A 23,872-nucleotide genomic window follows, 5' to 3' on the forward strand; every position below is an offset into this window, starting at 1 on the left:
ACCCAAAAACAACCCGAAGGCTACGTTTCACGTGGAACTTTTACTTACACAGTGAAGACCCCGCCGCGAGTTTCCGGCGAAGTCTTCTATGCCCAGCTAACATTTGAACATCGTATCCGCTGCATACATCCATCTTAGATTGTTCACATGATTGGATGCTGTCTTACGAATCATTACCCTACATGTCGACCTTCACTTTCACTGGATATGATATTGTATACTCTGCACCCTCGATCCAAGTCCCCTTAACATAATCCCGTCCCTTGACGACAACCCGGTCGGCGTACACATCCACCTGCAGACCTTGACTTCCCTCCAGATGCTCATCCTCATCCGTCCACAAGTATGCTACGGAAGCGGCATTAAACATCGTTGGCAGCTGACCGACGCCTTCAACCATGGTGCGGGGTGCCTCCAGTTGCCAATGGGTATGTCCTGAGAACAGAATCACTTGAGGATAGCGACTCAGAACAGCCTTTACTTCGGCATCCTGATTCACGCCATACCATCCCTGATCTTTCATCGAACCGGCTACGGTATCCATCAGCGGCTGATGCAAAAAGACAAAAATCGGTCGGTCAGGAGAAGCCTGCTCGGACAATGTTGTTTCCAACCACGCTAGCTGTTCGGCAGACATATCACAATCCTTCGGATGGGGCTGCTCCGAACCCAGAAAGATATAATGATAACCATGGATCCAGTGGTCGTGATACGAACCCTTCATGCCTGTGGTGGCTGTGAAATCATTCAATCGTTTCTGCCATAATCCCTCCGTTGTAATAGGAGCGTCACCAGTTGTATTATTCCCTTCATCCATACGCTCTGGATGACCCAGCACTTCACCAACCTCATGCGGTGTCATCGTCGTGAGATTTAATGGTGGATCCTGCCACAGAATGGCTCCGATATCATGATTGCCTACGGTATAACGTATCTCGGGCAGTGCATCCCGTTGAGTATCCAGGATACGCTGCAGCTCTTGGTATTCTTCCGGCAGACCGCGATCGGTCACATCGCCCACATGCATAATCCCACTGCTGTCCTTCGCATACGATGTGATATCAGCGAGCGCCTTCTCCAGATGACGATTGTAAATATGGTCAGCCTGATCTCTCACATGGGTGTCGGTGATGACCTGAAAGCTGACCAGTGGTTGTTCAAGATTGTGCTCATTCTCCATTAGGAATCACTCCATTTCAGTCCGATAATACCAATCAGGATGAAGCCCATCCAGACAATTGACATTGCCTTCAGACGCTCTCCCAGAAAGTAATGTCCCACAACCCCAATTAGCGTTATGCCTACCCCTGACCAGATCGCATAAGCAACACCGAGAGGCATATATTTCACTGCAAAATTCAATAGGGTAAAGCTTGCTCCATAACAGACAAACATAAGAATGGAAGGCCACAGGCGGGTAAAACCATCGGATACTCTCATCAGAATTGTGCCACTCAGTTCCAGCCCTATGGCCAGTGCGAGCAATACCCATCCTGTGTAGGCATGGCTCGTCATCGAGTCACCCTGACTTCCAGCAGTTCATGAAATGAACGTACCGTACGGTCGGACAGTTGGATCTGTGCAGGGTCGCCTACAGCAATCTTCCATGCAGCTCTTGCAGCGCGTGCCATTTCCATATCACCATCGGTATCACCAATGACCACAGACCTGTTAACTGAGACACCCATACGCTCACAGGCCAGCATGAGCATGTCAGGAAACGGCTTGCCCCGTCCAACCTGATCTGTCCCCACGACCACGGTGAAAAAGGAGTCGATTCCCATCCACTGCAGGTGGCGTAAAGCGCTCTCCGTATCATCTGCCGTGACCACACCCATTTTCAACCCCTTGTCGCGACACTGCTCCAAGAATTCGCGGACACCGGGAAGCGGCTGAACGGGACGTACCTTGTTCATGGCATATTCCGCCTGCAGAAGGCATTCCCTAACTATCATTTTGGCTTCTGCCCAGCTCAGCCCCGCCCGGTACCCATGCCACGTCAGCACCGCATACACTTCCTCCATCGTCCCCATAGCCAGGGGTCCCCGCACATCATAGCCGTTCATTCGGCCCTGCTCATCATGGAAGGTCCCCCAGATCTGGGGGACCTCTTCCTCAGCAAACAGAAGACCGCGGGCGGCAAGCTCTTCCCTGAAGTTTTCCATTATGCAATCTGTCCAGAAGCCCCACATGACCGTAAAATCCAGCAGGGTTCCATCCTTGTCAAACAGAATCGCCTCAATCGGGGTAGACGAAATCCCCAAATTCAATTCAGACATCGTTTAAGCTCCTTATTTCACCCGATCCAGTTCCTTCTGAGCCTTCTCTTTGGCTTCCTTGAGGGCCTGTTCAGCAGGCATATTGTTAATCTGCACCTGGTCTGCCGCATCCTTCAACGCTTCGTTAATCTTGCCGCCAGTCGGATCCTGGAATGGAGCGGAAGCATGCGCTGCTTGTTGAAGAGGGACCTTGATTTGTGGATTTTCTTCACTGAACGCTTTGAAATCCGGATCTTCCTGCGCAGACTGACGGACGGCAATGTATCCTGTGTTCATGGACCAAGCCGCTGTGTTGGCAGTCTCCGAGAAATACGTCAGCCATTGGTATGCTGCTTGCTGCTGTTCAGGACTTGCTTCAGCCGGGATGCCGGCCATGATTGCACTCGCTACCGGTTTGCCTTGTCCTACACCTTCCCAGCCTGGTTGCTCCATGGCTGCCACGATACTGAAGTCCAGGTCGCCCTGATCACCGCTGGAGCCGGTGTAGCCTGCTGCTTTATTTTTCATGACATCATCAATCGTTTTGTACCAGTACTCCCAGCCTTGTCCGCCAAAGTGAATGCCCATAATCTTGTCCTCATGAATCCATTTGCGGAACAGTTCCCATGTCTCTACCCACTCCGGTGAATCGATCATCACCATCTTGCCGTCATCACTCAGAATCTGTCCGCCCTTCCCAAGCACGGCGTCGATCATGTTATCACTGCCCCACATCGGCTCCCAGCCGTAGAAGGTGGTTTTGCCATTCTCCTGCTTGGTCATCTTCGCGGCAGCATCCGCCAGCGCTTCCCATGTCGTCAGACTTGCAGGGTCGATCCCATTCTCCTTTAGGGTATCCATACGGTAATACATCACTTGGGTGGTCCCGTACATCGGCAAAAAGTACTGCTTGCCATCCACTTTCCCCTGGTCCAGGAACGTTTGGACATAGTCCTCTTTATTGAAGTCCTGGTCGGCAGCAATCATTTCATCCATGGATGCATAATACCCTTTGCGGGCCCAGTCCATATTGGCACTAAGTACGGCTGCGGGTACCTTTTTGGAAGCAATCGCTGCCTGCAGTTTCTGTTCGGTTTCTGTATAATCCGCTTGCACAATACCTTTGACGACAACTTCGTTCTGGGAGGCATTGAAGGCGTCAATCGTTTTCTTCATGTTATCCCCCAGGTTACCCCCCAGGCCGTACCAGAACTCAATCTCTACCGGACCGCTGGGCGCCGAATCCGCCCCGCTTGCCGCTGCATCTGATCCTGTACCTGAACCGCTGTCCGCTGTGGAACCACATGCTGTGATCAGAGCAAAGCTCGCCGCCAATACCAGTGACATGCCGCCTTTCCACCTGAGTTTTAATTTTTTCTTCCACGCTGTACTCGCCAGATTCCATTTCATATTGATTCCTCCTATATAGATATGTTGTAAAAATCAGTTTTTGTTCACGCCAGCGGTCATGTTTACACTTTGCATGATCGTTTTCTGGGTAAACAGGAAGAGAATGAGCAGCGGTGCGATGGTAAACGCACTGGCAGCCATAATCTGCGGCCAAGCCAGTCCATAGGCTCCGCCCTCCACGAAAAAGCTGCGCAGACCTGCTGACACCAGCTGCAGATTGGGATCTTTGGTAATGAGCATCGGCCAGAAATAGTTGTTGTACTGGTCGATAAACGTAATCAATACCATCACGGCAAATGTCGAGCGAACCAGCGGGGCTATGATGGTCCACAAAATGCGGAAGTGAGACGCCCCATCCAGCTGCCCGGCTTCCACCAGCTCATGAGACACCTGCATGAACGCCTGACGGATCAGGAAAATGGAGAACACACTGACACAGTTGGATACAATCAAGCCTGTATAGGAATCCAGCAACCGAAGCTCGCTGAGTACCAGATAACTGGGCAGATAGACTGCCGTACTCGGAATCATATACCCGACCAGAATAAGTCCGGTGAGTACGCCCTTTATTCGAAAACGCATATGGGTCAAGGCGTAAGCCATCATGCTGGAGTTGATAATTTGGAACAGACAGATTGCAGCAGCTACACCTGTGCTGTTCAACATGTAACGGGCAAATGGCGCCGACTGCCATGCATCCACATAATTGTTCCAGCGGAACGTCTCCGGCCAGAAGGTCGGCGGGAACTGCCAGATCTCATCATTGGTCTTGAAGCCGCTGATCACCATCCAGTAAAAAGGAAAGGCCATGCCCAGGCTGATTAACGCGAGCAGCAGATAACGGATTGCGGTACCCCAGAATTTCCCTGCACGAGGAACCTTCTTCTTTTGCGTCTTCTCACGACTCGAACCTTTACTTGTTTGTTGTTTACTTATTGCGGTCATGTCCATTAGTAGTGCACCAGGCGTCTGCTGAGCAGGAACGATATGCCCGACAGCAGTACGCAGATCAGAATAATGACAACAGCAATCGCCGATGCCTCGCCTACGTTGAAAGATTCAAACGCAGACTGATAATACATATAGAGCAGTGTTCTTGTTGATCCGGCGGGTCCCCCCTGCGTCATTACATTGATCTGATCATAGGCCTGAAGGGACTGGATTGTCAGAATGATAGACAGGAAGAATGTGGTTGGCGAGATCAATGGCAGTGTAATACTTCGAAACTTGTCCCAGCTCCCTGCCCCATCTATGGAAGCGGCCTCCAACAGATCGGATGGCAGGTTGCGCAGGGCAACCAGATAGAACACCATGGACCAGCCAATGGATTTCCAAAGGGTGACGATGAGAACAGCCACAAGTGCCCAGTCGGCATCCCGAAGCCAGCCAATGGGAGATACACCAACCCAGCCCAGCATGAGGTTGGCAAGTCCAACCTCCGGTTCAAATATCCATGACCATGCAATGGATACGGCTACCGTTGGTGTCACCCAAGGGGAAAACAGCAGCGTCCGGAACAGTCCGGATGATTGGATCCGGCTGTTCATGAGCAGTGCCAGCGCCAGTCCACCAACGATGGTGGGCACAACACTCCCTAATCCGAACAATAAGGTCACCTTCAGCGATTGGTAGAATTCAGAGTTGGTTAGCAGATAGCTGTAGTTCTCCAAACCAACGAACAGTTTGTCCGGACTCATGAAATCCCAATCCGTAAAACTCAGATAAACAATGTATCCCAGAGGCCCGAGCCAGAAAACCAGCAGCGGGACCAGAGCGGGAAGGGTGAACAGAATTGCCTCTGTTTCCCTCCATAATTTCACACGCAATTCACACACTCCTCATCGTTCAATTTTTATTTAACATTAAGAATAAACTCGGTTAAAATTGCTCTATATTCTCTTCTGTACAAAAATGATTGTATAATACATTTGAAAAAACAAATTCCGGGTTATGTTAAAATCTCGGGAAGTCATGTAAAATATGAAAACGTAAAAGGAAATCCCATCCATATACCAGAGGTGAGATTGTGGGAAAAGATGCAGCCGGGGATCAGGATCATGTTTCGATGTCCTATCGGCGTGAGCTGAGGGAGAAAGTCATAGACGCGATTGCCCATACCATGGATTTATACGGAGTGAATCATTCCTTTGGCCAATTGTATGGCATTATGTATTTCGAGGATCGACCCATGACACTGGAAGAAATGAAGACTTCCATGAACATGAGCAAGAGCAATATGAGCTATGCGGTACGTTCTCTTACAGAGTCACAGATGATTTACAAACTGGAGGAAAAGCGAGAGCGGCAGGATCTTTATTTGGCAGAAACAGACTTTTTCCGAACGTTCCAAAACTTCTTTGGAGCCAAACTCCAGCGGGAAATCGACGTCATGCAGGAAAGCCTTCAGGAGGTTATTCCGGAGTTATCCGAGATTATTCTCGCCAGAACGACGCTGCCAGAGGAGCGGGAGGAAGCTCTACGGGACCTGCATAAGCTGCAGCATGCAGAGCAGTATTATCAGTGGCTGCAGGGATTTGTAAACCAACTGCGGGATGGCGGTTTTTATGAAAATGCTCCACAAGAAAGCGGACAAAGCAGTTGAAACTGAAATGCTAAGGAACCGGAAGCACTCTGTTGTGAGGACTAGCCTGAAATAGAGATTCTATGGGACCTCAGCGACCTTATCTCGGCACAAACGTGCAAAAGTATAAACAATGTGATGAATAAAGCACCTACAGTTCGTTACAATGACACACATGTAAAATTACCTCTATTCGTATGTGATAGTTCGTTAAAACAAAAAAAGGTCACCCCTTCGGGTGGCCTTTTTGGTGTTCTCTTCTACTGACGCTTATTTCTGTGCTGCGGCTTCAATATCTGCATAAGCCCAGTGTGTTGCAGGTACATCGGTAAATGTAACACTGGACGTTCCTGTTACCGGTGTACGGTTGAACAGCACATTTAACACTTTTACTGCTTCAGCTCGAGTCAATTTGTTGTCCGGTTTGAACGTACCATCCGTGTATCCGGTCATCAAACCAGCAGATTGCACATACGCGATTGCTTCAGCAGCCCAGGAGTCTGTAGATACATCTGCAAAGGATGCGCCAGGTTCATTAGCTGCTGCAGCATTGGATTGCTGCTGCATCCAGCGGTAAGCAATGGCCGCCATTTGCGCACGAGTGACTGAACCTTCTGGCGCAAATTGAGTCGCACTCATACCCTTCATGATGCCTGCAGCCTGGGCCTGTTCAATGTTGCTGGCAGCCCAGTGAGTTGCATCTACATCCATAAAGCTGACGGAGTTCGCCGTCTCTGTTCCCTCCGGCAGGTTGCGCGCCAGCATGGCTGCCATTTGTGCACGTGTCACGAATGCATCTGGATGGAACTCATCCCCAAAGCCATTAATATATGGTTTATGTGTATCTTGCGATGCTTTCAGACCATCCACAACAACCAGCGTGAACGTGCTGAATTTACTTACTGTAAATTCGATGCCTTCGCTGCCATCGTTCAGCTTGACCAGCTTGCCTTGAATCAGCTCTTTGGTACCGTCACTGTGCTCAATGTACACAGCCAGGTTGTCCAATGCCTGCTGACGTGCAGCTGCATCCGTTGGCAGACTGTCGCGCAGCGGCAACGTCAGTGTGACTTCACGACTTTGCATATTCGTTTCAATCTCTACCGGACGAGCCAATACGTTTACGTCTGCATCAGGTTTAATTTGCTGGATCAGCTGCTCTTTCTTCGCGCGTTCTTCCACTTCTTGGCGCTGGGATTCCTGCTTCATCGGAACCACGCGGAAGTACAAATCTTGGTCGAAGCCAGCGGTCGAGGCCGTTGGAATCGAAATGATTGCATTCTCTGTTGAGATCTCCAGCTTAAGTCCACCATCATTCAGCTGTTTTACCGCTGCTTTTGGCAGTTCAATGCGAGTCTCGGAAACGGTATCTTTGGCGTCCGGAATAACGATGCGCGCTGTATCCATGCCAAGCTGTTTCGCTTTCTCTACAGACTCTTTGGCAATGGCTTCGGACATCGTTACGAGATCCTTCACTGTACCGTCTGTATTGGTTGTACGTGTAATCGTTGTTTTCACCAAATTGGTCCCATTGGTACCATTCACATCAACCGTAAGTGTTTCCTGGTTTGTTGCTGCCGCCGATGTTACAGGAGTGGATGAAGATCCGCCACCAGTGCTTCCACCACTGCTTGGCGGATTGGTAACCGGAGTTTTGGGTTCAAAAAACTCGTCAAATGCGGATTGAACCTCCGTATAGCTTACATAACCATTAGCCGGTCTCTTGTCCAGCATCCATTGTGCAAGCTTTTCGATCTTAGACTCATCGCTCGACAACTCTGTCAATCTCGAAAAGTTCAATGGGAAATCCTCAAATTCCCCCTCTCCTGCCTGGTTGTTGAATTCTTCAACCTCTTGTTGGATCATCAGAAGTGTAACCAAAGTCTGACTCATCTCGTCCGTAGTGTCTACATTAAAGGAAGGAGAAATGGTCAAGATCATAACCATGCCGAGCACAGCCTGATCCACTGACAACTCCTCTTGTTCCATCACAAGGCGGGCCAAATAAGCAATCATTTTCTGATCTACAACAGATCCATCCACATATTTTTTGCTGAGCATACGGAATTCTTCAAACTCTTCAATGGAGAAATAATCATCTACTTGAGAAAGCTTCAAATAGAAATTATCCAAGTGATTTTGCATCTCAGACTGACTGGTTGCCTTGTAGGCAAGCACGGCTTCATATGCCAGCTCAACTGTATACCTCACTTGTCCTTCAACATCATAATCATATTCATCAGGAAGCAAATCAATCAAAGCTTGGGCTACAGCTAATTGCTCTTCAAGGGTAAGATCATTGAACCCCGCAGGAAGTGTTACAAGCTCAGGGCTGTTGCGGATAATAGATAGAACATCATCTACATTTTCTGCATCCACCGCTTGGTTCAGTTGTTCCATTGGTGTCCGCAGCACATTTTCTGTAAAAGTTAACGTCGCCGATTCACCAGCAGGGACATTACCGTTAGCTTTAACCCGAACCAAGACGGTGTACGCCCCATCAATGCGGGGATTTTCTTCTGGCACGTAAGAGAACCACTGCGAACCACCATTCAATGAATATTCCATTGTAGAATCCGCACCGATTATGGTGTTATTCATATCATCCGCTTGAACATTAGGTGCAGGGGGTGCTGTGGGTGGAACTGGATTAAAAAATAAGTCAAAGGTTTGTTGAATTTGCGAGAAACTTGCAAAACCACCGGCAGGTCTCTTGTCTACCATCCATTGAGCAAGTTCCTGGTACCGTGAATAAGTAAATGAGGGATCATCTACTTTATCAAAATTGAACCAAAATGGTTCCATTGGCTGCTGTGGATTTGACGCATTGTATTCATCTGCTTCCTTCTGCATCAAGCGCAAGCGGACCAAAGCATTTTTCATATAAATAGCATTTTTTGCAGTATTGATCGATGTATACGTTGGAAATACGGCTGGAACATGATCTATAAATTGAGCTGTCGATACTGGGTTACGCAACTGCTCAAGTTTGATTTTATAAGCAAAAATGAATCTTTCATAAATAGTGAGGGAGCCAAACTTAACTCCAGTTTGAGACACGCTAATGAAGTCTGAGTGATTTGGAAACATGTTTGGTAGGTATGCCAATTGATTAAAAAATGTACTAATGCTATTCATGTAACCATTCAATGTTCTGTCACCAAAAAAGTCAGATAATCCAGTCAAACTTGCATACATATCCAATAAATACTGAGCCTGTTCTACACTTTCATAAACTCCTTCAAACGAAAAAAGTTTGGTGGCCACAGCTTCTTTCAATTCACCGTCCCAATCAATGTAATTCTGTGGGAGTACAATTCCATTAGAAGAGTTTTCGATAAAAGCAACCATTTCGCTTACACTTTTATTCTGCTTGGCCCGATTCAGTTTCTCTAACGGTGTTAAAGCTTGTACAAATACATCTGGTTCCGTAGTTGTCTTTTCGGGCATATATGCGGCTTTATTTCCATGGGAATTAGAAACCACGACATTAAAATAATAAGTAGTATCTGCAGTTAACTCTGTCGCCATTATCGTAACAAGATCATTAACTTCGATTGCAATCGGAGTACCATTATACACTGCATCCGTTACAGTGCTGATGTTGTCTTGAGTAGATCGATATACAGAATACTTCAATTCTTCTTGAGTTGTTAAATCATCTGCTGCTCTCGCCCAGCTTAACTCTACCGAATTAGCAGTCACATCGGAAACATCGATGGTTGGATTCGCTACTACAGGCGTTGATGCCGACGGCCCCGCTTGCACCCACGTAGATGCTAACCATGGACATACCATGACAAAGATTAATAACATACTAACTGTTTTTTTCACTAACTTATTCATTTCTTCCTCCTTGAGCTTGTAGCCCCATGTTAAAAAATGCTTGATTTATTCTCTACTTATCCCGGTTCTCGTCTATTTCTGGTTAACTTTCTGTTCCAAACTGTTTAATGAACAGCACCGCTCCTTTAATAAAACTCATTCGGTTTACAAACACCGTTAATCTCATTCTAGTACTTTAGTCTGAACGGATTCTGAACAATCGATCTAAAAAATGGTAAAACACCCTTTCTAGAGGTGAAAATCAGGTCGAATCTTAAATATTTTTCGTCATTATTCATCATTTTTCGATTTATATGTAATGATAGAGACCTACATTGCCCTTCTTCCTTTGCATCCAATCAGCATCTTTCCACCTTGCAAAATCTACGTGCTGACAGATATAAAGTAATGGTCAGTAATTACGTGAACGCAATTATTTGTGTAAGCCTTATCAATCATCTATAATTTCGTTCATATGCACAATATTGAATAACTTTGGAACGGGAATTGGAAATTAGATGATCTACTGAGACTGAACCGATGGAAAGGAGGAACTGCATTGCTGCAGCTTACTGAGAAACAGGCACAGGATATCGTCGACAAAATGATGCAGGACATCCCTTACAACATCAATATTATGAACGAGGAAGGCATTATTATAGGGAGCGGTCAGAAGGAGCGGGTCGGTACGGTTCATCAGGGGGCTGTTCGGGCACTAACTACAGGAAACCGAATTGAGGTCTGGCAGGATGGCCGATTGGAGAAAATGGGCACCAATGAGCCGATTGGTATCAACAATCAGCATGTCGGTGTGATCGGGATATCCGGTCATCCGGACGAAGTCCGTCCGTTCTGCAACATTGTGCGGACAACTGTTTCTCTCCTCATCGAACAACGGAATCAACTGGAGAACCTGGCGCATGAAGCCTCCCGCAAAAAGGCTTTTCTGGAACGTCTGTTGAATCATTCCGGTTCCTACTCTATGAAGTTCAGGAAGGAAGCATTGCAATATAATCTGGATCTGCAATTGCCAACGGTTCTCCTATATATGAGGGCCCTCGTGAATTCACCTGGATTTAATGAAGAGTTCGGCAAAATAGTAGTACAGTTCCCTTCCTTCTCCATTGAGGACGAAGGCAATGCACACATCGTCATGATTCAGAGCGAATCAGACCTTGATCCCCTGGTTCAGCGATTACAACTGGAACAACCTCACTGCTTTATCTCTGTTAGCCGGAGAGAACCCAACATCGCCGTATGTTATGAACAGGCAAGGTCCGCCATGAATATTTTGTTGGCACTTCAGCCGGCTGCATCTCTCATCCGTTACGATGAGGTGCAATTTCTGGTGCAATTCAGCAATGCCCGCCTGACTTCTCAGGCCAACATCGTCAGCAGGCTGGAAGATCATGCGGATCTGCTGGACACCCTGCGCAGCTTTATCCATCATAATGGCAGCATGACCACAACAGCTGCTGACCTTAATATTCATCGAAACACCCTGCAATATCGCCTCAAGCGCATACAGAGCGTTACGGGCAAGGATCCACGAAACTTGCTCGAACTGATTGAACTTACCCATGGACTGCTTGCGTTCTATCAGTAGCACCAGCTCTAAACAGCAAAGAGACGGGCACACGATACCTGCACTCCTGCAGGAACCATCCCCCGTCTCAATCATTTTTTTATCTTCAATTACAACGTTTAGATCTACGATCAGAAGCGCAACTTCAGTACCCTCGCAATATTCTCCATGGTGCGCTCCACATTCTTTGGCCCTGCACGAAGCAGCTCACCCAGATCGGCTGCGCCCGGGACAATACCGAACACGGCATCGATTCCCTCACTGTACAGTGTATCGATTCCTTCGCCAACACATCCTGCGATGGCAATAACCGGTTTGCCTGCTTCCTTGGCTGCCTTTGCAACACCGTATGGTGTTTTGCCGAATTTTGTTTGAAAGTCGATTCCACCCTCACCTGTAAACACCACATCTGCATGGTTCAGCTTGCCCTGCAAACCTGTATATTCGATGACAATCTCAATGCCTTTACGCAGAACGGCCTGGGTAAAAATCAGCAATCCTGCACCCAGTCCACCCGCTGCCCCTGCACCTGGAACATCCCGAATATCTCTACCCAGCTGCTGCTTCACCACCTCCGCATAATGGGAGAGGTTGGCATCCAGCAGCTGTACCATTTCCGGTGTAGCACCCTTCTGCGGCCCAAACACCCTGGAAGCACCATGCTCCCCGCACAGCGGATTGGTCACATCACAAGCGACAATGAGCTCCACTTCCTGCAAACGTGGATCCAAGCCGGATACATCGATATGGGCTAACTGGTTCAGAGCACCGCCACCACGGGCAAGCGGCTGACCTTGAGCATCCAGAAACTTCGCCCCCAGCGCCTCGGCCATGCCAGTACCGCCATCGTTGGTGGCACTACCGCCGATTCCGATAATAATTTTGCGAATTCCGAGGTCCAGACATTCCCGAATCAGCTCTCCTGTTCCATATGTCGTCGTCCGGAGTGGATCTCGGGTGTCCTTGGTTACCAGATGAATCCCGCTGGCCGAAGCCATCTCGATGGCTGCCGTTGTGCCGTCACCCAGAATGCCGTACTTTGCCATGACCGGCTGACCAAGCGGCCCACTCACCTCTTTACGGTGAATGGCACCACCGGAGGCATCTACCAGCGATTGCACCGTCCCTTCGCCGCCATCTGCCATGGGCACATGGATGTAACTCGCTGCCGGATAAATTTTACGCAATCCTTTTTCCATCGCGATACAAACTTCCTTCGCCGTCATACTCTCCTTGAATGAATCCGGTGCCAGTACAAATGTCTTCTCTCCCATTCTTCTCACCCCATCCTTGTTATTAGAGGATAAATCCATATAATAATGTGGCTACAATTGCCATCGTTCCACCCACAATTGCTTCATAAGGAATGACGCCCATCCGCTGCCGAATGGTCATCTTCATGCTGTCTGCCGAAACATGGAAGTAATTGCCCTGAGGCAGGGAGTCGATGACGGTTGCCCCGGTGTGCACCATAACTGCTGCGGCCAGCGGAGCCGTTCCCATGTTCAGGATTGCGTCGCCGAACGAACCTGTCGCCAGAATAACACCTGTTGATGTGGATGCTGTCGCTGCAGCCATCAGAATACCTGCAATAGGTGCCAGGAAGGTACCTGATATACCCGATGCTTCAATCAGACTGACAACCTGGCCCGACAGGTCGGAAGCAGAGATTAGTCCCGCGATCCCGCCAGCACCCACCAGAATAAGGACCGTCGCTGTCATTTTATTCAATCCAGAAGTGGTATATTTCACAATGTTCCTGCCTTGTCCCATCGCCAGCATGCCGATGATGCCGGCAAGCGGCAGAATATACATCGCATCTACTTTGAACGTGGACAATGCCTCAATTCCTGTGATCGAACCAATTGGATTAATCATCAGCAGAATGATGGCTACCAATGGCGCTACAATTGCCTTTTTCAGCGGAGGGTATTGGGAGGTATCCACTTCACCCTGCTCCGCTTCCTGATCGGTGACCATAACGCCTTTGTTTTTGAGCATCGAAGCTACGATAACGGTTACAATTAATCCGCAGATGGCTGGAATTACGCCTGCCAGCATGACATTGCTGAGATCCAGTTCGAATCCTCGTGCTGCTGCAATCGTATTGGGATTCGGGGATATGATGTTCCCCGCCTTGCCACCGCCAGATAGAGCGAGAATCAATGCCAGTTTGGAAATGCCCATTTTGTTACCTACAGACAGTGCAATTGGTGCTACGATCAAGACGGCTACGGGGATAAATACCCCAACGGCTGTAATAATCATCGTGGCCAGTGCCAACGCCAATATCGCCTTGCTGCCGCCAAATTTCCGTACAATGGCCTGGGCTATCGTCTCCGCCGCTCCAGACTCCATCATGACACCTGCCAGCACCCCTGCCGCAAGCACGCGGAGCACGGTGCCCATTACACTTTGGGTGCCATTCACCAGTATATTTACGGTCTCATCCAGGTTCGCTCCACCAATTAAAGCGCCTACAATTGCTCCCAGAAATAAAGAATAGACCGGATTCAGCTTTCTCAAGATCAATATGATGGCAATAGCAAGCCCTGCCAGTGCGCCGATCCAGCTAATTGTTAAAGGTTCCATTGTCAATTGCCCCCCATGCACTTGTTGAACACGCTTTCATTATAGACGCTGGAACGTTTAATAAATATTGATAAAAGGACGAAATTCATTGTTCATATGCACAACTCTAAGAAAAAGGACAATATTGAGGTTGATTTTGACGAGTCGGTGAAAACCTCCCGGTGAAATACAGAAACAGCCTGTTGCCCAATGATCTGCGGCAGCAGGCTGTTCAGCATTTATGCACCCGGCTTATAGTCACTTAACTTTCCTTCATACACCAGCTTCAATCGATCACTCTGCCGGAAATCATCCGGGGTTACGAGCGCGGGCAGCTTGTTCCACAGCTTGATGCCAGAACGCTGGAGAATTTCAGCCACGAACTGGGAGCAGAAGTAGGAGTTGCTGAATTCTACGGGTTCCTTCAAGGTAATGCCGATCACACCCAGCAGATTGTACATATATTTCTGGCGGCTGCGAATAAAGATCTGCAGCACCCGCTTCATCTTTTCCACTTCACGATCCGTAACCTGAAGCTCGTAAATGACACATGTCGTATTCGGATATTTGCTATATGTACCTGTCTGTATGTCTTCCTTCACGAAACCACCATTCAGCGGGTTGTTGGGGTGCTTGCGGCCGAAGCTGTACAGCTCGGATAATTCCCGGTTAAAGGAGATCGAGGCATGATTATATGGTGCTCTGGTGTAGCTTTGAATGACTTTGGTAAACAATGTCCCTGTATTCGTAAGCAGGATATAGATCGAGTGTTCAGCTGTCATGACGAAATTTCCCCTTATCAAGTTGGCACTATTCCTTCATAATAACATAGGTACCCTATTATGGGATCTTACTTCTGGAATAAGCAGGTGATCGGTACGTGAGCAGTTCGCTCTTCACATTAACTCTCATTTTCGCAGCTTTACTCGTCATACATATCGTGTACAAAATCATTGCAAAGCTTCAGCCGGACAAGGATTATTCGGGCATTGGCAACAAAATCAAGACCTGGTGGGGCATGCTCGTCATTTTCTGTCTTGCCACCCTCTTCAATCCGATTGTCTCCCTAATCTCGTTGATGGTGCTCGCGTTCTTTGCGCTCAAGGAGTATTTCTCCATGATCCGTACCACACGCAAGGCGGATCGCAGACTTTTTCTGTGGGCGTATCTCGCCATACCGGTTCAGTTCTACTGGATCTATATTGGATGGTATGGAATGTTTATCGTCTTTATTCCACTGTACGTCTTCCTCGTATTGCCGCTGCCACGCCTGATTAACAAGGGAACGGTCGGCTTTCTGCGAAGCGTGAGTTCTACGCAGTGGGGGTTGATGCTGATGGTATTCGGGCTCAGCCATCTGGCCTACTTCCCGTTCGCAACGTCGGAGTATGGGTCGAAGCTGGTGCTGTTCCTGGTTGTATTGACACAGCTTAACGATGTGGTGCACTATCTGGTTTCTCTTTACTTGGGCAAACGCAAAGTGGTGCCCACGGCCAATCCCTTTTTGACCTGGGAAGGTTTCGTCTGTGCATTCGTTATCACTACCGCTGCCTCTTACTTCATTCACCCTTATCTGACTCCGTTTGATTGGCAATTCGGAATCTTCATCGGTGTATTGATCAGCCTCGCCGGTTTCTTCGGAAGTCTGACGGTGTCTGTGCTGAAGCGTGACTTGTTGATCGGGGACGACAATAAATTTGATGCACTCAAAAAAAGCTATTTGAGCCGGGTCGACAGCCTGACCTACACCTCTCCGGTCATGTTTCATGTAGTGCGTTATTTCTTTGACTTTATGTAGAAGGACAGGGCTTACGATGTCAGGCACCTGTTTTGATATAACAAGAAAAGCAGCCGTCTCCGGCTGCTTTGACTTATTTTTTCAATTCAACTTCCTTCTCTGCCATGATCTCCTGACCCGCTTCGTTTTCGTAAACAAGAGTGATCTTGCCCCGTTCACCCTTCATCTCATCCGTGTACTTAAAGCCGGAGAATTGTCCGTTACCGCTGATATAAAAGCCTTCTTTACCGTCACCCCCGTGCTGAATGGCTTCTGCTGGCGTGTTTACAATGGTGATCTGGTTGGATGTCCACCGCAATTCAGATAGGGTATACCCCTCAGGTACCTGATTCACGGAAAAATTAAAGCTCTTGTTCTCCGTTGGCTTGTCCGACTGATCAATGCTAATTGTAATGGGTTTGTCTGCGTTCGCAGATGAATCGGATTGGGCTGACAGTTTACCTTCATTCCCCTCCGCCGTATTTGCGGGGTCCTCATTGCCCTGTTTGGCGTCCGAGTTGGGAACCGAACTGTTCCCCGCTTCCTCAATAGGCTCCTTCGATTGCGGATAGGCGTGTTCCTGAACCGATTCATTGTTATTTTTCGCGCCACAGGCGCTGATCAGCAGCAGGATGCACAGCATCGACACCCATAGAGCAGATTTATTTATATTCTTTTTCATCACTGGGACTCCTTCCACCTTGGTCTAATAGATCGAAACAACACATGTCTTAATAATCACTACACCATATCGTCCCTCATGAAGCTCCATTATATGTAAATCATTCATAAATTCTTTACCGCACCTGCCTCGGCGATCCTTAAAATGGACATGTGTTATCTCAATAAGGTCAAGAAATTCATTTCCATGTATGTTCTTCAAATAAAAATATTAATGCCTGAATTTCGGCGACGCCTCATGGATCGTTTTTTTATAATATCAAGGAAGGGTAACCTTCTGAAGGAGTTATAATCTGATGACTGGAACAAAAATCGTAAGGACGTGCGTTCAATGATCTCTGCTGAACTAAAAGAACAATACTATCAGGCCCTGGTGGCCAAAGATTCGGAATATGAAGGTTTATTTTATGTCGGCGTCAAAACGACGGGGGTGTTCTGTCGCCCAACCTGCCCTGCACGGAAGCCCAAATTCGAGAACTGTGAGTTTTACGAAACTGCACAACAAGCACTTCTTGCTTCATTTCGGCCTTGTCAGCGCTGTCGCCCCCTGTCCCATCCCAATCAGGTGTCTGATGTAGTACGTGTATTGGTTGAGGCAGTCGAAAACAATCCGGAAAAGCGTTGGAAGGGCCAGGATTTCAGAAACCTGTCCATTGATGAGTCCACGGCCCGCCGTCAGTTCAAAAAGCGTTTCGGAATGACCTTTGTGGAATATGCCCGCGCACGTCGTATGGGACTCGCCCTGAAAAACATCCGCTCTGGTCGCACGATCATTGATACTCAGTTATCCACTGGCTACGAATCCAGCAGCGGTTTCCGGGATGCTTTCTCCCGAATCATGGGCGCCGCCCCTACTCAAGTGGACGATGGACAGGTGCTGAAGGCCTCCTGGATCGATACACGTCTTGGACCCATGATGGCCGTCGCAGATGATAATGCCCTATATTTGCTTGAATTTGTGGATCGAAGAGGCCTGGAACGGGAAGTCGAGCGGCTGCGAAAGCGAACCAAGTCAGCGATTGTGCCTGGTGTAACTGAACCCATTCGCTCCATAGAACGGGAACTGGAGCAGTATTTCGAAGGGACTCTAACAGCATTTCATACCCCGTTGTTCTGTCTAGGAACACCATTTCAAAAGAGCGTCTGGGAACAGCTTATTGCGATTCCACCGGGCGAGACAAGGTCATATCAGGATATCGCCGCAGCACTGGGCAAACCGTCTGCATGCCGTGCGGTAGCACAGGCGAATGGAGCCAATCAACTGGCCATTGTGATTCCGTGCCACAGGGTCATTAACGCAAGTGGTGATCTGGGTGGATACGGCGGTGGCCTAACTCGCAAGAACTGGCTGTTAATGCATGAGAAGGCTGGTTGTGACAGCAAGCATTGAGGCATGATCGACAAAAGCCATTCAATTTGTAGTGATATAACGGAGGAGAGTCAACCGATGCAAACCCTTAAAGAGAAAGCAGAACTGTTTCACCAGCTTCATGTAAAAGGTAATCCCCTTGTGTTGGTCAATGTGTGGGATGCCGGAAGTACACTAGCTATAGAGTCCACTGGAGCCAAAGCGATCGCTACCGGAAGCTGGTCCGTTGCCGCCGCCCACGGTGAACAAGATGGAGAAGAAATGCCCTTCCCATGGGTACTTGCCAACCTGGCTCGCATCACATCAAGTACAAAACTGCCTGTTACGATAGATATTGAGGGAGGACATGGCAGGTTTGCGTCAGAAGTGAAGGAAAATGTCCTTCGGGTAATCGAGCATGGAGCCATAGGTATCAACATTGAAGATCAGCTTCCAGGAGGAACAGGTCTCTACTCGGTGGAAGAGCATGGTCTGCGTTTACAAGCTGCTCGGGAAGCTGCAGAACTGGCGGACATCCCTTTGTTTATTAACGCACGCACGGATATTTTTCTGCAAACTGCACCAGATCAGCATGCTCAATCCCACCTGGAAGAAGCAATCGTACGATCGCAGGTTTATGCAGAAGCAGGAGCGAGCGGTCTATTCGTTCCAGGGTTGCAAAATCAACAACTGATTCAGGAGCTATGTGAGCGCTCCACGCTTCCAGTGAACGTAATGGTTACATCCGATGAGCCAACACCGAAACAACTCGCCAAGCTGGGAGTATCCCGCGTAAGCTATGGACCTTATCCATATCAGCAAGCGATGGAATATTTGAAAGAACTGGGACGAAGCATTCTGCTTGAAACGAGCTGATAAGTTTCAGTGTCCATGATGGTTTAAAAACACAGAAAAACACGAGGCACGGATGCACTCGTGTTTGTTTGTATCCATATTAGCCAACAAGGTCATCCTTAAGAAAACCTGTTAACCCTCAATCTTTTCTGCCTTTCATCGTAAGCGGAGCATTCTTCATCATGGGATAGGTGCATAGAATTAGAGCCCAACCAATCACTCCTGTGACAGTAAACAAAGCTAACCAGTTGACACTCGTAAACCACTGCACCCACACGCTGAGGTCAGACAGAACAACGGCCAACGTAAGGACCACAGTCAACCCGAAGAACAAGATCAGAAAATTGCGCATCCCCAGTCTTATCCAGCAGACGGTTAAAAAGATCGACAATCCCAGCACGAGAAAACCAGTCATCAGGTCGATCCACAGATAGGAGATAAAATGATACTCTTTGGAGTACAGCATGCCTAGTTGGTAAAAGGTTACGCCAAGAGATCCATATTCCTGGAGAAGATACATGATGAGATAGATCACATTCAGAATAGCCATGGCTCCCACAACCATCCAGGCCGAGATAACATAAAAAGATTTCAGGAACTGAATTCGTGTACTGCCCAAACTGATCGCAACGGGATACAAAGTAATGATTCCCGCTACGGCAAAAGCACAAATCCCTCCATACATCGGACCAAGCAATTGTGTGCTGTACGCAACATCAAATATGAATCCAATTGCCAGATATACTACAGTAAGCATAAGGGTAATGTATGAAAATATTTTTAAATACCAACCCATATCATCCAGAATCAGTCGATTTGTTCCTTTTACGGAGTTCATCCTTTAACCTCCTCGTGTTTCCGGGTCAGATTGACCAGATAGTCCTGCAGTGTTGCTTTCTCGATGGAAAGACCATTTGCTTGCGCAATATCCTTCCATTCTCTGGAGTATGAAGCATCAATCATCACTTTCTTGGTTGAGCCAAGTTGTGCAGATTCAATGATTTTCTCACCTTTGGTGACTTGATCTATATCACCAATTAACCCTGTTAGTAGAACTCCTCTCTCACGTATCTCTTCCATCTGCTGATGATACATCACATCACCTTGGTGGAGCACAATGAGTGACTCACATAAGGGCTGAATCTCCTCAATATGATGCGTAGAAATCAGAAACAAACGGGGATGATCTTCATAACTTTCCAGTAAAGCATTGTAGAAATATTTGCGTTTCTCGGCATCAAGTCCATTGGTCGGCTCATCCAGAATGGTAATATCAGCATAGCTTGCAAGGCCAAGAATCATCTGGGCAGCCGTTTTCATGCCTTTGGAAAATTTGACGATCTTTTTTTTGGACGGCAATTCAAATAGATCGATCAATCGCTCCGCGAATTCCTGATTCCACTGGGGATGGAAGTACTGCCCGAATCGTACCAAGTCGTTCATCGTCCAGTTCCTGCCTAGAGGATGATTCTCCTGAATGTAGCAAAGATGTTTCTGAGCAGCCAAATTATTATACGGGTCTTCCCCCATCACTTGAATACGGCCGCCATCAGGACGGTTATGCCCTGCAAGCAAGCTCATAAGTGTTGTTTTTCCGGCGCCATTCCTCCCCCAGATCGCACTAATAACCGGCTCATTTTCATGTAATGTAATATTGTTCAAAACGGGCGTCTGATGATAACCATAGCTTACCTGATCAAAACGAATCATGACTCACTCTCCTTATCTCTCTTGCCCTTAATCAGATCAATAATCATGTCTTCATTCATGTGAATCCGTCTGGCTTCCTCGAGCAATGGCTTAATATATTCTTCGTAAAAATGCTGTTTTCGCTCGATAAGCAGTGCATCTCTTGCCCCTTTGGCGACAAACATTCCAACACCTCGCTGTTTGTATATCATTCCTCTGTCCACAAGCTCCTGCAGCCCCTTGCGTGCTGTTGCAGGATTGATATTGTAGAACCGCGAGAGCTCATTGGTCGATGGAACCTGCTCCTCCGCTTGTAATCTGCCTTCCACAATATCGTCCATAATCATCATGGCAATCTGATGGAATATGGGCTGAGATTCATCCAAAGTTGATTTCATGCCAATCCAACTTTCGTTATTTAGGTTAATTGGTTAGTTACTTGTGTAACTAACTATAGTACATGGAAATCCAAAAGTAAATAGCCGAATAGCCTATAATTGCATTTTTCTGATTTGGTTTTCACACACATGCAAAAAAACGCCTCTGAATGAATATTCAGAAGCGTTCTGATTCTGTAAATTAGGTTCCCAATCCATGGTCTGTTGTTTTCATAATTGCAGGGTTAGGGACATCATTGTCTGCAACAGGTTCAGGGACTGGAGCTATGATGCTCACCACAATGCTACATGTAACTATCAGCAAAGACAGCTTTCTCTTCATTGAGTTTCTGCACCTCACTAATCAAAGTTTTGTACAGCTGTACAGCTGTGTCGGTCGCATAATCCCTATACTGCTCAAATAGTCCGACACCTCTAAGCATACCTCGTCCATCACTAATTTCAATAGAAAACCTTATACTATTGAGAACAAAATCCAGCCCTTTAGCAAACTCATTTTTCTTAAGGTAATAGGTGCCTAATCCCGCTAAAAGACGAACGTACCGATCATCCGTGACCTGTTTGCTCACTTTTCCAATTCGGTTACTCTGTTCCTGATACGTGATGTATGACTTGTATTGCTCAAGTACAAAATCAATATTGATATCATAGCGGTTAGCTGCAGTAACAATATCGCACAACGCAGGAAAAATTTCGTTTTCTTTAGTTGATATGTACTCCAAATAATCAGGGAGTACCTCGAACTGCCCAGCCATCAATTGATATATATAACGATTCCCTTCAGCCCATTCCTGAAACTGATTAATAACAACCATTTCTTGTTCATCCGGATCTTTTACCCAACTATAATCCGTATATAAGGAAACAAAATACAAAGCATTTTTATAATCATTTAGATGAAAGTGCGCGCTCCCTGAAGCCAAGTAAGCATACATGATATAAAAGACAATTGGTCTTTTCGTTTCTTCCTGTTTCCTTCTCCCATTCAATTCATAATGGATAGTGGCTTTCACCTTCAATTTCTCGGAAAGCTCCTGAACCTTATTCCATCGGTGTAGAGAAGCAAAAGCATTAATTAGCTCATTCAGAGCGTCCAGCTGATAACGCTCGTCCAGACGATCTACATAATATTCGAACTTGGCGGCGATGATCAGGTTTCTTTGCTGGTCATTGGTCAGTCCCAATTTGAAGAGACGATACTGACATAGAGCGAGACGCTCCGAATGCTGCATTTTCTCACTCTCAGCAATGGTTTCATACAAAAGAATGGCCGGTTTAAATCTACCTTCGTGGTAGAACTCCTCAGCCAAATCAAATAACAACGGAATATAAGATAGATTATCCATCATTAATTGGATAACCTCTTCAATACAGTTTAACTTATCTAGCTCAGCACAACGATGAAGGAAGGGGCCCAGTCTTCGCCAGTCAGGGGTGGCATGGACGAAACACTCATCTATATACAATTCATAGAAGTAACCCTCTTCAAGTTTCATAGCTGAAGTGATTCGATCCAACTGCTGCATCGCGATCGGGCGGTTCTTGTTCAATATATTACTAAGCGTACCCGAATTAATTCCTGACGTTTCCGAAAAAAGACTAATGGACATCTGCTCGCGCTTCAAATAACTCTCTAAATGATCGCGTATCGTGGTTGTCGGCTCCAAACGAACACCACCCTCCAAAATAAAAGCCATATACAGGATTAACGGTATGCAAAAGTAATTATATGTAATCGGAAAGAATGGGTCAATATAATAAATTCAACTAATTTGTATTAATTACAATTTAATCCTTTTAAAACAACAAACCTCGGTATCCTTATTTTATACCGGGATTGAACGGGCAGCAAATCAGGAAAAAAACAAAAAACACGAGCCGAATGGATGCTCGTGTTTTCATATAATACAGAGATTCTGCCGCTCTACTTTTGAAACTTAATTAAGGCAGGATGTTGCCGGCAGCACGATAGATTTCGTACCATTCCTGACGTGTAAGGTGAACATCACCGGCTTTGACACAATCTCTAAGGCGCTCAATATTCATTGTGCCTGTCACAGGCTGCATATGGGCCGGGTGACGCAGCAGCCAGGCAATTGCGATGGTGGTATTGCTCACATCATATTTGGCTGCGATCTCATCGATCTTGGCATTCAGTTCAGGGAACTTGTCGCTGCCCAGGAATACACCTTCGAAGAATCCGTATTGGAACGGGGACCATGGCTGAATGGTGATATCGTGCAAACGGCAATAATCCAAAATGCTGCCATCACGATTCACAGCTGCATCGTTCTCCATGTTCACGTTGATTCCGCTGGAGATCATCGTTGTATTCGTAATACTCAGCTGCAGCTGGTTGGCTACCAGCGGCTGTTTCACGTATTTTTTTAACAGCTCAATCTGATTCGGATTCTGGTTGGATACCCCGAAGTGGCGTACTTTACCTTCGCGCTCCAACTGATCAAACGCCTCAGCTACTTCTTCCGGTTCTACCAGTGCATCCGGACGGTGCAGCAGCAGAACATCAAGGTACTCGGTTTTCAGACGATGCAGGATACCATCCACTGAGTTCAGGATGTGCTCTTTGGAGAAATCAAACATGCCCTTGCGGATACCACATTTGGATTGAAGAATCATATTTTCACGAACCTGGGGATTCATCTGTACCGCCTCAGCAAAAATCTCTTCGCATGCCCCGTTTCCATAAATATCAGCATGGTCGAAGAAGTTTGCACCTACCTCCATAGCGGAATGAACAAATTGTTCTGCCTCTTTGCTGCTGAGTGAGTTGATGCGCATGCAGCCTACGGCTACAACTGGAACTTCGAGTGAGCTGCTGCCAAGTTTTATTGTTCTCAAGGTGATTCCCCTCCATATTCGGATAGATTGGTATA

The 23,872-nt window shown here is 47.1% G+C and carries 21 protein-coding genes; 5 read left to right on the top strand and 16 right to left on the bottom strand.

What is annotated here, in order from left to right:
- Positions 1-178: 178 nt before the first annotated feature.
- From AB3N00_RS21885 to AB3N00_RS21910, 6 genes are read right to left on the bottom strand one after another with little or no spacing between them, the layout of a single operon-like run.
- A complete protein-coding gene (locus AB3N00_RS21885; protein ID WP_413036479.1) occupies positions 179-1,180 on the bottom strand; it encodes a metallophosphoesterase family protein in 1,002 nt (333 codons plus the stop codon).
- Positions 1,180-1,515 carry a DMT family transporter gene (locus AB3N00_RS21890; RefSeq protein WP_413036480.1) on the bottom strand — a complete coding sequence of 112 codons (336 nt, stop codon included), beginning with the start codon at positions 1,513-1,515 and terminating at the stop codon, positions 1,180-1,182. The genes AB3N00_RS21885 and AB3N00_RS21890 overlap by 1 nt, the downstream gene beginning before the upstream one ends.
- Positions 1,512-2,279, bottom strand: coding sequence for an HAD family hydrolase (locus AB3N00_RS21895; RefSeq protein WP_413036481.1), 768 nt, complete (start codon positions 2,277-2,279; stop codon positions 1,512-1,514). The genes AB3N00_RS21890 and AB3N00_RS21895 overlap by 4 nt, the downstream gene beginning before the upstream one ends.
- A 12-nt stretch (positions 2,280-2,291) precedes the next feature.
- Positions 2,292-3,668, bottom strand: coding sequence for an ABC transporter substrate-binding protein (locus tag AB3N00_RS21900; RefSeq protein WP_413036482.1), 1,377 nt, complete (start codon positions 3,666-3,668; stop codon positions 2,292-2,294).
- Positions 3,669-3,701: 33 nt separating this feature from the next.
- Positions 3,702-4,613 (bottom strand): carbohydrate ABC transporter permease, encoded by a 912-nt coding sequence (locus AB3N00_RS21905; RefSeq protein ID WP_413036483.1) that lies wholly within the window; start codon positions 4,611-4,613, stop codon positions 3,702-3,704.
- Positions 4,614-4,618: 5 nt separating this feature from the next.
- Positions 4,619-5,494, bottom strand: coding sequence for a carbohydrate ABC transporter permease (locus tag AB3N00_RS21910; RefSeq protein ID WP_413036484.1), 876 nt, complete (start codon positions 5,492-5,494; stop codon positions 4,619-4,621).
- A gap of 239 nt (positions 5,495-5,733) precedes the next feature.
- Between AB3N00_RS21910 and AB3N00_RS21915 the strand changes: the two genes are divergently transcribed.
- Positions 5,734-6,270 carry a GbsR/MarR family transcriptional regulator gene (locus tag AB3N00_RS21915; RefSeq protein ID WP_413036610.1) on the top strand — a complete coding sequence of 179 codons (537 nt, stop codon included), beginning with the start codon at positions 5,734-5,736 and terminating at the stop codon, positions 6,268-6,270.
- A gap of 249 nt (positions 6,271-6,519) precedes the next feature.
- Here AB3N00_RS21915 and AB3N00_RS21920 read toward each other — a convergent pair whose 3' ends face one another.
- Complete coding sequence (locus AB3N00_RS21920; protein ID WP_413036485.1) at positions 6,520-10,095, bottom strand: DUF4073 domain-containing protein; 3,576 nt, start codon at positions 10,093-10,095, stop codon at positions 6,520-6,522.
- A 538-nt stretch (positions 10,096-10,633) separates the two neighbouring features.
- On the opposite strand from AB3N00_RS21920, the gene AB3N00_RS21925 reads away from it, so the two are divergent.
- The gene (locus AB3N00_RS21925) at positions 10,634-11,680 is read left to right on the top strand and encodes a CdaR family transcriptional regulator (protein ID WP_413036486.1); all 1,047 of its coding nucleotides are present in this window, start codon (positions 10,634-10,636) and stop codon (positions 11,678-11,680) included.
- A 110-nt stretch (positions 11,681-11,790) separates the two neighbouring features.
- On the opposite strand, the gene AB3N00_RS21930 is transcribed toward AB3N00_RS21925, so the two are convergent.
- The 3 genes from AB3N00_RS21930 to AB3N00_RS21940 form a co-directional block, all read right to left on the bottom strand.
- Entirely contained in the window at positions 11,791-12,933 is a 1,143-nt protein-coding gene (locus tag AB3N00_RS21930; protein WP_413036611.1) for a glycerate kinase, read from the bottom strand.
- A 22-nt stretch (positions 12,934-12,955) separates the two neighbouring features.
- Positions 12,956-14,251, bottom strand: a complete 1,296-nt coding sequence (locus AB3N00_RS21935) for a GntP family permease (protein ID WP_413036487.1) — start codon at positions 14,249-14,251, stop codon at positions 12,956-12,958.
- A gap of 218 nt (positions 14,252-14,469) precedes the next feature.
- Positions 14,470-15,012: a hypothetical protein gene (locus AB3N00_RS21940; RefSeq protein ID WP_175396973.1), complete on the bottom strand. Its 543-nt coding sequence runs from the start codon at positions 15,010-15,012 to the stop codon at positions 14,470-14,472.
- A 98-nt stretch (positions 15,013-15,110) separates the two neighbouring features.
- On the opposite strand from AB3N00_RS21940, the gene AB3N00_RS21945 reads away from it, so the two are divergent.
- Positions 15,111-16,028, top strand: a complete 918-nt coding sequence (locus tag AB3N00_RS21945) for a phosphatidate cytidylyltransferase (RefSeq protein WP_413036488.1) — start codon at positions 15,111-15,113, stop codon at positions 16,026-16,028.
- 73 nt (positions 16,029-16,101) lie between these two features.
- Here AB3N00_RS21945 and AB3N00_RS21950 read toward each other — a convergent pair whose 3' ends face one another.
- Entirely contained in the window at positions 16,102-16,689 is a 588-nt protein-coding gene (locus AB3N00_RS21950) for a hypothetical protein (RefSeq protein WP_413036489.1), read from the bottom strand.
- A 330-nt stretch (positions 16,690-17,019) separates the two neighbouring features.
- On the opposite strand from AB3N00_RS21950, the gene AB3N00_RS21955 reads away from it, so the two are divergent.
- Positions 17,020-18,078, top strand: a complete 1,059-nt coding sequence (locus AB3N00_RS21955) for a bifunctional transcriptional activator/DNA repair enzyme AdaA (protein WP_413036490.1) — start codon at positions 17,020-17,022, stop codon at positions 18,076-18,078.
- Positions 18,079-18,135: 57 nt separating this feature from the next.
- The gene (locus tag AB3N00_RS21960) at positions 18,136-18,912 is read left to right on the top strand and encodes an isocitrate lyase/PEP mutase family protein (protein WP_413036491.1); all 777 of its coding nucleotides are present in this window, start codon (positions 18,136-18,138) and stop codon (positions 18,910-18,912) included.
- A 118-nt stretch (positions 18,913-19,030) separates the two neighbouring features.
- On the opposite strand, the gene AB3N00_RS21965 is transcribed toward AB3N00_RS21960, so the two are convergent.
- The 5 genes from AB3N00_RS21965 to AB3N00_RS21985 form a co-directional block, all read right to left on the bottom strand.
- Positions 19,031-19,729 carry a hypothetical protein gene (locus tag AB3N00_RS21965; RefSeq protein ID WP_413036492.1) on the bottom strand — a complete coding sequence of 233 codons (699 nt, stop codon included), beginning with the start codon at positions 19,727-19,729 and terminating at the stop codon, positions 19,031-19,033.
- Positions 19,726-20,601 (bottom strand): ATP-binding cassette domain-containing protein, encoded by an 876-nt coding sequence (locus tag AB3N00_RS21970; RefSeq protein ID WP_413036493.1) that lies wholly within the window; start codon positions 20,599-20,601, stop codon positions 19,726-19,728. The genes AB3N00_RS21965 and AB3N00_RS21970 overlap by 4 nt, the downstream gene beginning before the upstream one ends.
- On the bottom strand, positions 20,598-20,978 hold the full coding sequence (locus AB3N00_RS21975) for a GntR family transcriptional regulator (RefSeq protein WP_413036494.1): 381 nt from the start codon (positions 20,976-20,978) through the stop codon (positions 20,598-20,600). Before AB3N00_RS21975 ends, AB3N00_RS21970 begins: the two co-directional genes overlap by 4 nt.
- 284 nt (positions 20,979-21,262) lie before the next feature.
- A complete protein-coding gene (locus tag AB3N00_RS21980) occupies positions 21,263-22,675 on the bottom strand; it encodes a transcriptional regulator (protein WP_413036495.1) in 1,413 nt (470 codons plus the stop codon).
- A 244-nt stretch (positions 22,676-22,919) separates the two neighbouring features.
- Positions 22,920-23,837: an aldo/keto reductase gene (locus AB3N00_RS21985; protein WP_413036496.1), complete on the bottom strand. Its 918-nt coding sequence runs from the start codon at positions 23,835-23,837 to the stop codon at positions 22,920-22,922.
- Positions 23,838-23,872: the final 35 nt, after the last annotated feature.

This window comes from Paenibacillus xylanilyticus (genome assembly GCF_047246825.1).
GTDB classification, from domain to species: Bacteria; Bacillota; Bacilli; order Paenibacillales; family Paenibacillaceae; genus Paenibacillus; species Paenibacillus xylanilyticus_B.

Coding starts and splice junctions, on each gene's coding strand:
- AB3N00_RS21970 (WP_413036493.1), bottom strand. CDS start 20,601: ATGATTCGTTTTGATCAGGTAAGCTATGGTTATCATCAGACGCCCGTT.
- AB3N00_RS21900 (WP_413036482.1), bottom strand. CDS start 3,668: ATGAAATGGAATCTGGCGAGTACAGCGTGGAAGAAAAAATTAAAACTC.
- AB3N00_RS21905 (WP_413036483.1), bottom strand. CDS start 4,613: ATGACCGCAATAAGTAAACAACAAACAAGTAAAGGTTCGAGTCGTGAG.
- AB3N00_RS21955 (WP_413036490.1), top strand. CDS start 17,020: ATGATCTCTGCTGAACTAAAAGAACAATACTATCAGGCCCTGGTGGCC.
- AB3N00_RS21940 (WP_175396973.1), bottom strand. CDS start 15,012: ATGACAGCTGAACACTCGATCTATATCCTGCTTACGAATACAGGGACA.
- AB3N00_RS21975 (WP_413036494.1), bottom strand. CDS start 20,978: ATGAAATCAACTTTGGATGAATCTCAGCCCATATTCCATCAGATTGCC.
- AB3N00_RS21980 (WP_413036495.1), bottom strand. CDS start 22,675: ATGGCTTTTATTTTGGAGGGTGGTGTTCGTTTGGAGCCGACAACCACG.
- AB3N00_RS21890 (WP_413036480.1), bottom strand. CDS start 1,515: ATGACGAGCCATGCCTACACAGGATGGGTATTGCTCGCACTGGCCATA.
- AB3N00_RS21950 (WP_413036489.1), bottom strand. CDS start 16,689: ATGAAAAAGAATATAAATAAATCTGCTCTATGGGTGTCGATGCTGTGC.
- AB3N00_RS21965 (WP_413036492.1), bottom strand. CDS start 19,729: ATGAACTCCGTAAAAGGAACAAATCGACTGATTCTGGATGATATGGGT.
- AB3N00_RS21930 (WP_413036611.1), bottom strand. CDS start 12,933: ATGGGAGAGAAGACATTTGTACTGGCACCGGATTCATTCAAGGAGAGT.
- AB3N00_RS21935 (WP_413036487.1), bottom strand. CDS start 14,251: ATGGAACCTTTAACAATTAGCTGGATCGGCGCACTGGCAGGGCTTGCT.
- AB3N00_RS21960 (WP_413036491.1), top strand. CDS start 18,136: ATGCAAACCCTTAAAGAGAAAGCAGAACTGTTTCACCAGCTTCATGTA.
- AB3N00_RS21885 (WP_413036479.1), bottom strand. CDS start 1,180: ATGGAGAATGAGCACAATCTTGAACAACCACTGGTCAGCTTTCAGGTC.
- AB3N00_RS21915 (WP_413036610.1), top strand. CDS start 5,734: ATGTCCTATCGGCGTGAGCTGAGGGAGAAAGTCATAGACGCGATTGCC.
- AB3N00_RS21920 (WP_413036485.1), bottom strand. CDS start 10,095: ATGAATAAGTTAGTGAAAAAAACAGTTAGTATGTTATTAATCTTTGTC.
- AB3N00_RS21895 (WP_413036481.1), bottom strand. CDS start 2,279: ATGTCTGAATTGAATTTGGGGATTTCGTCTACCCCGATTGAGGCGATT.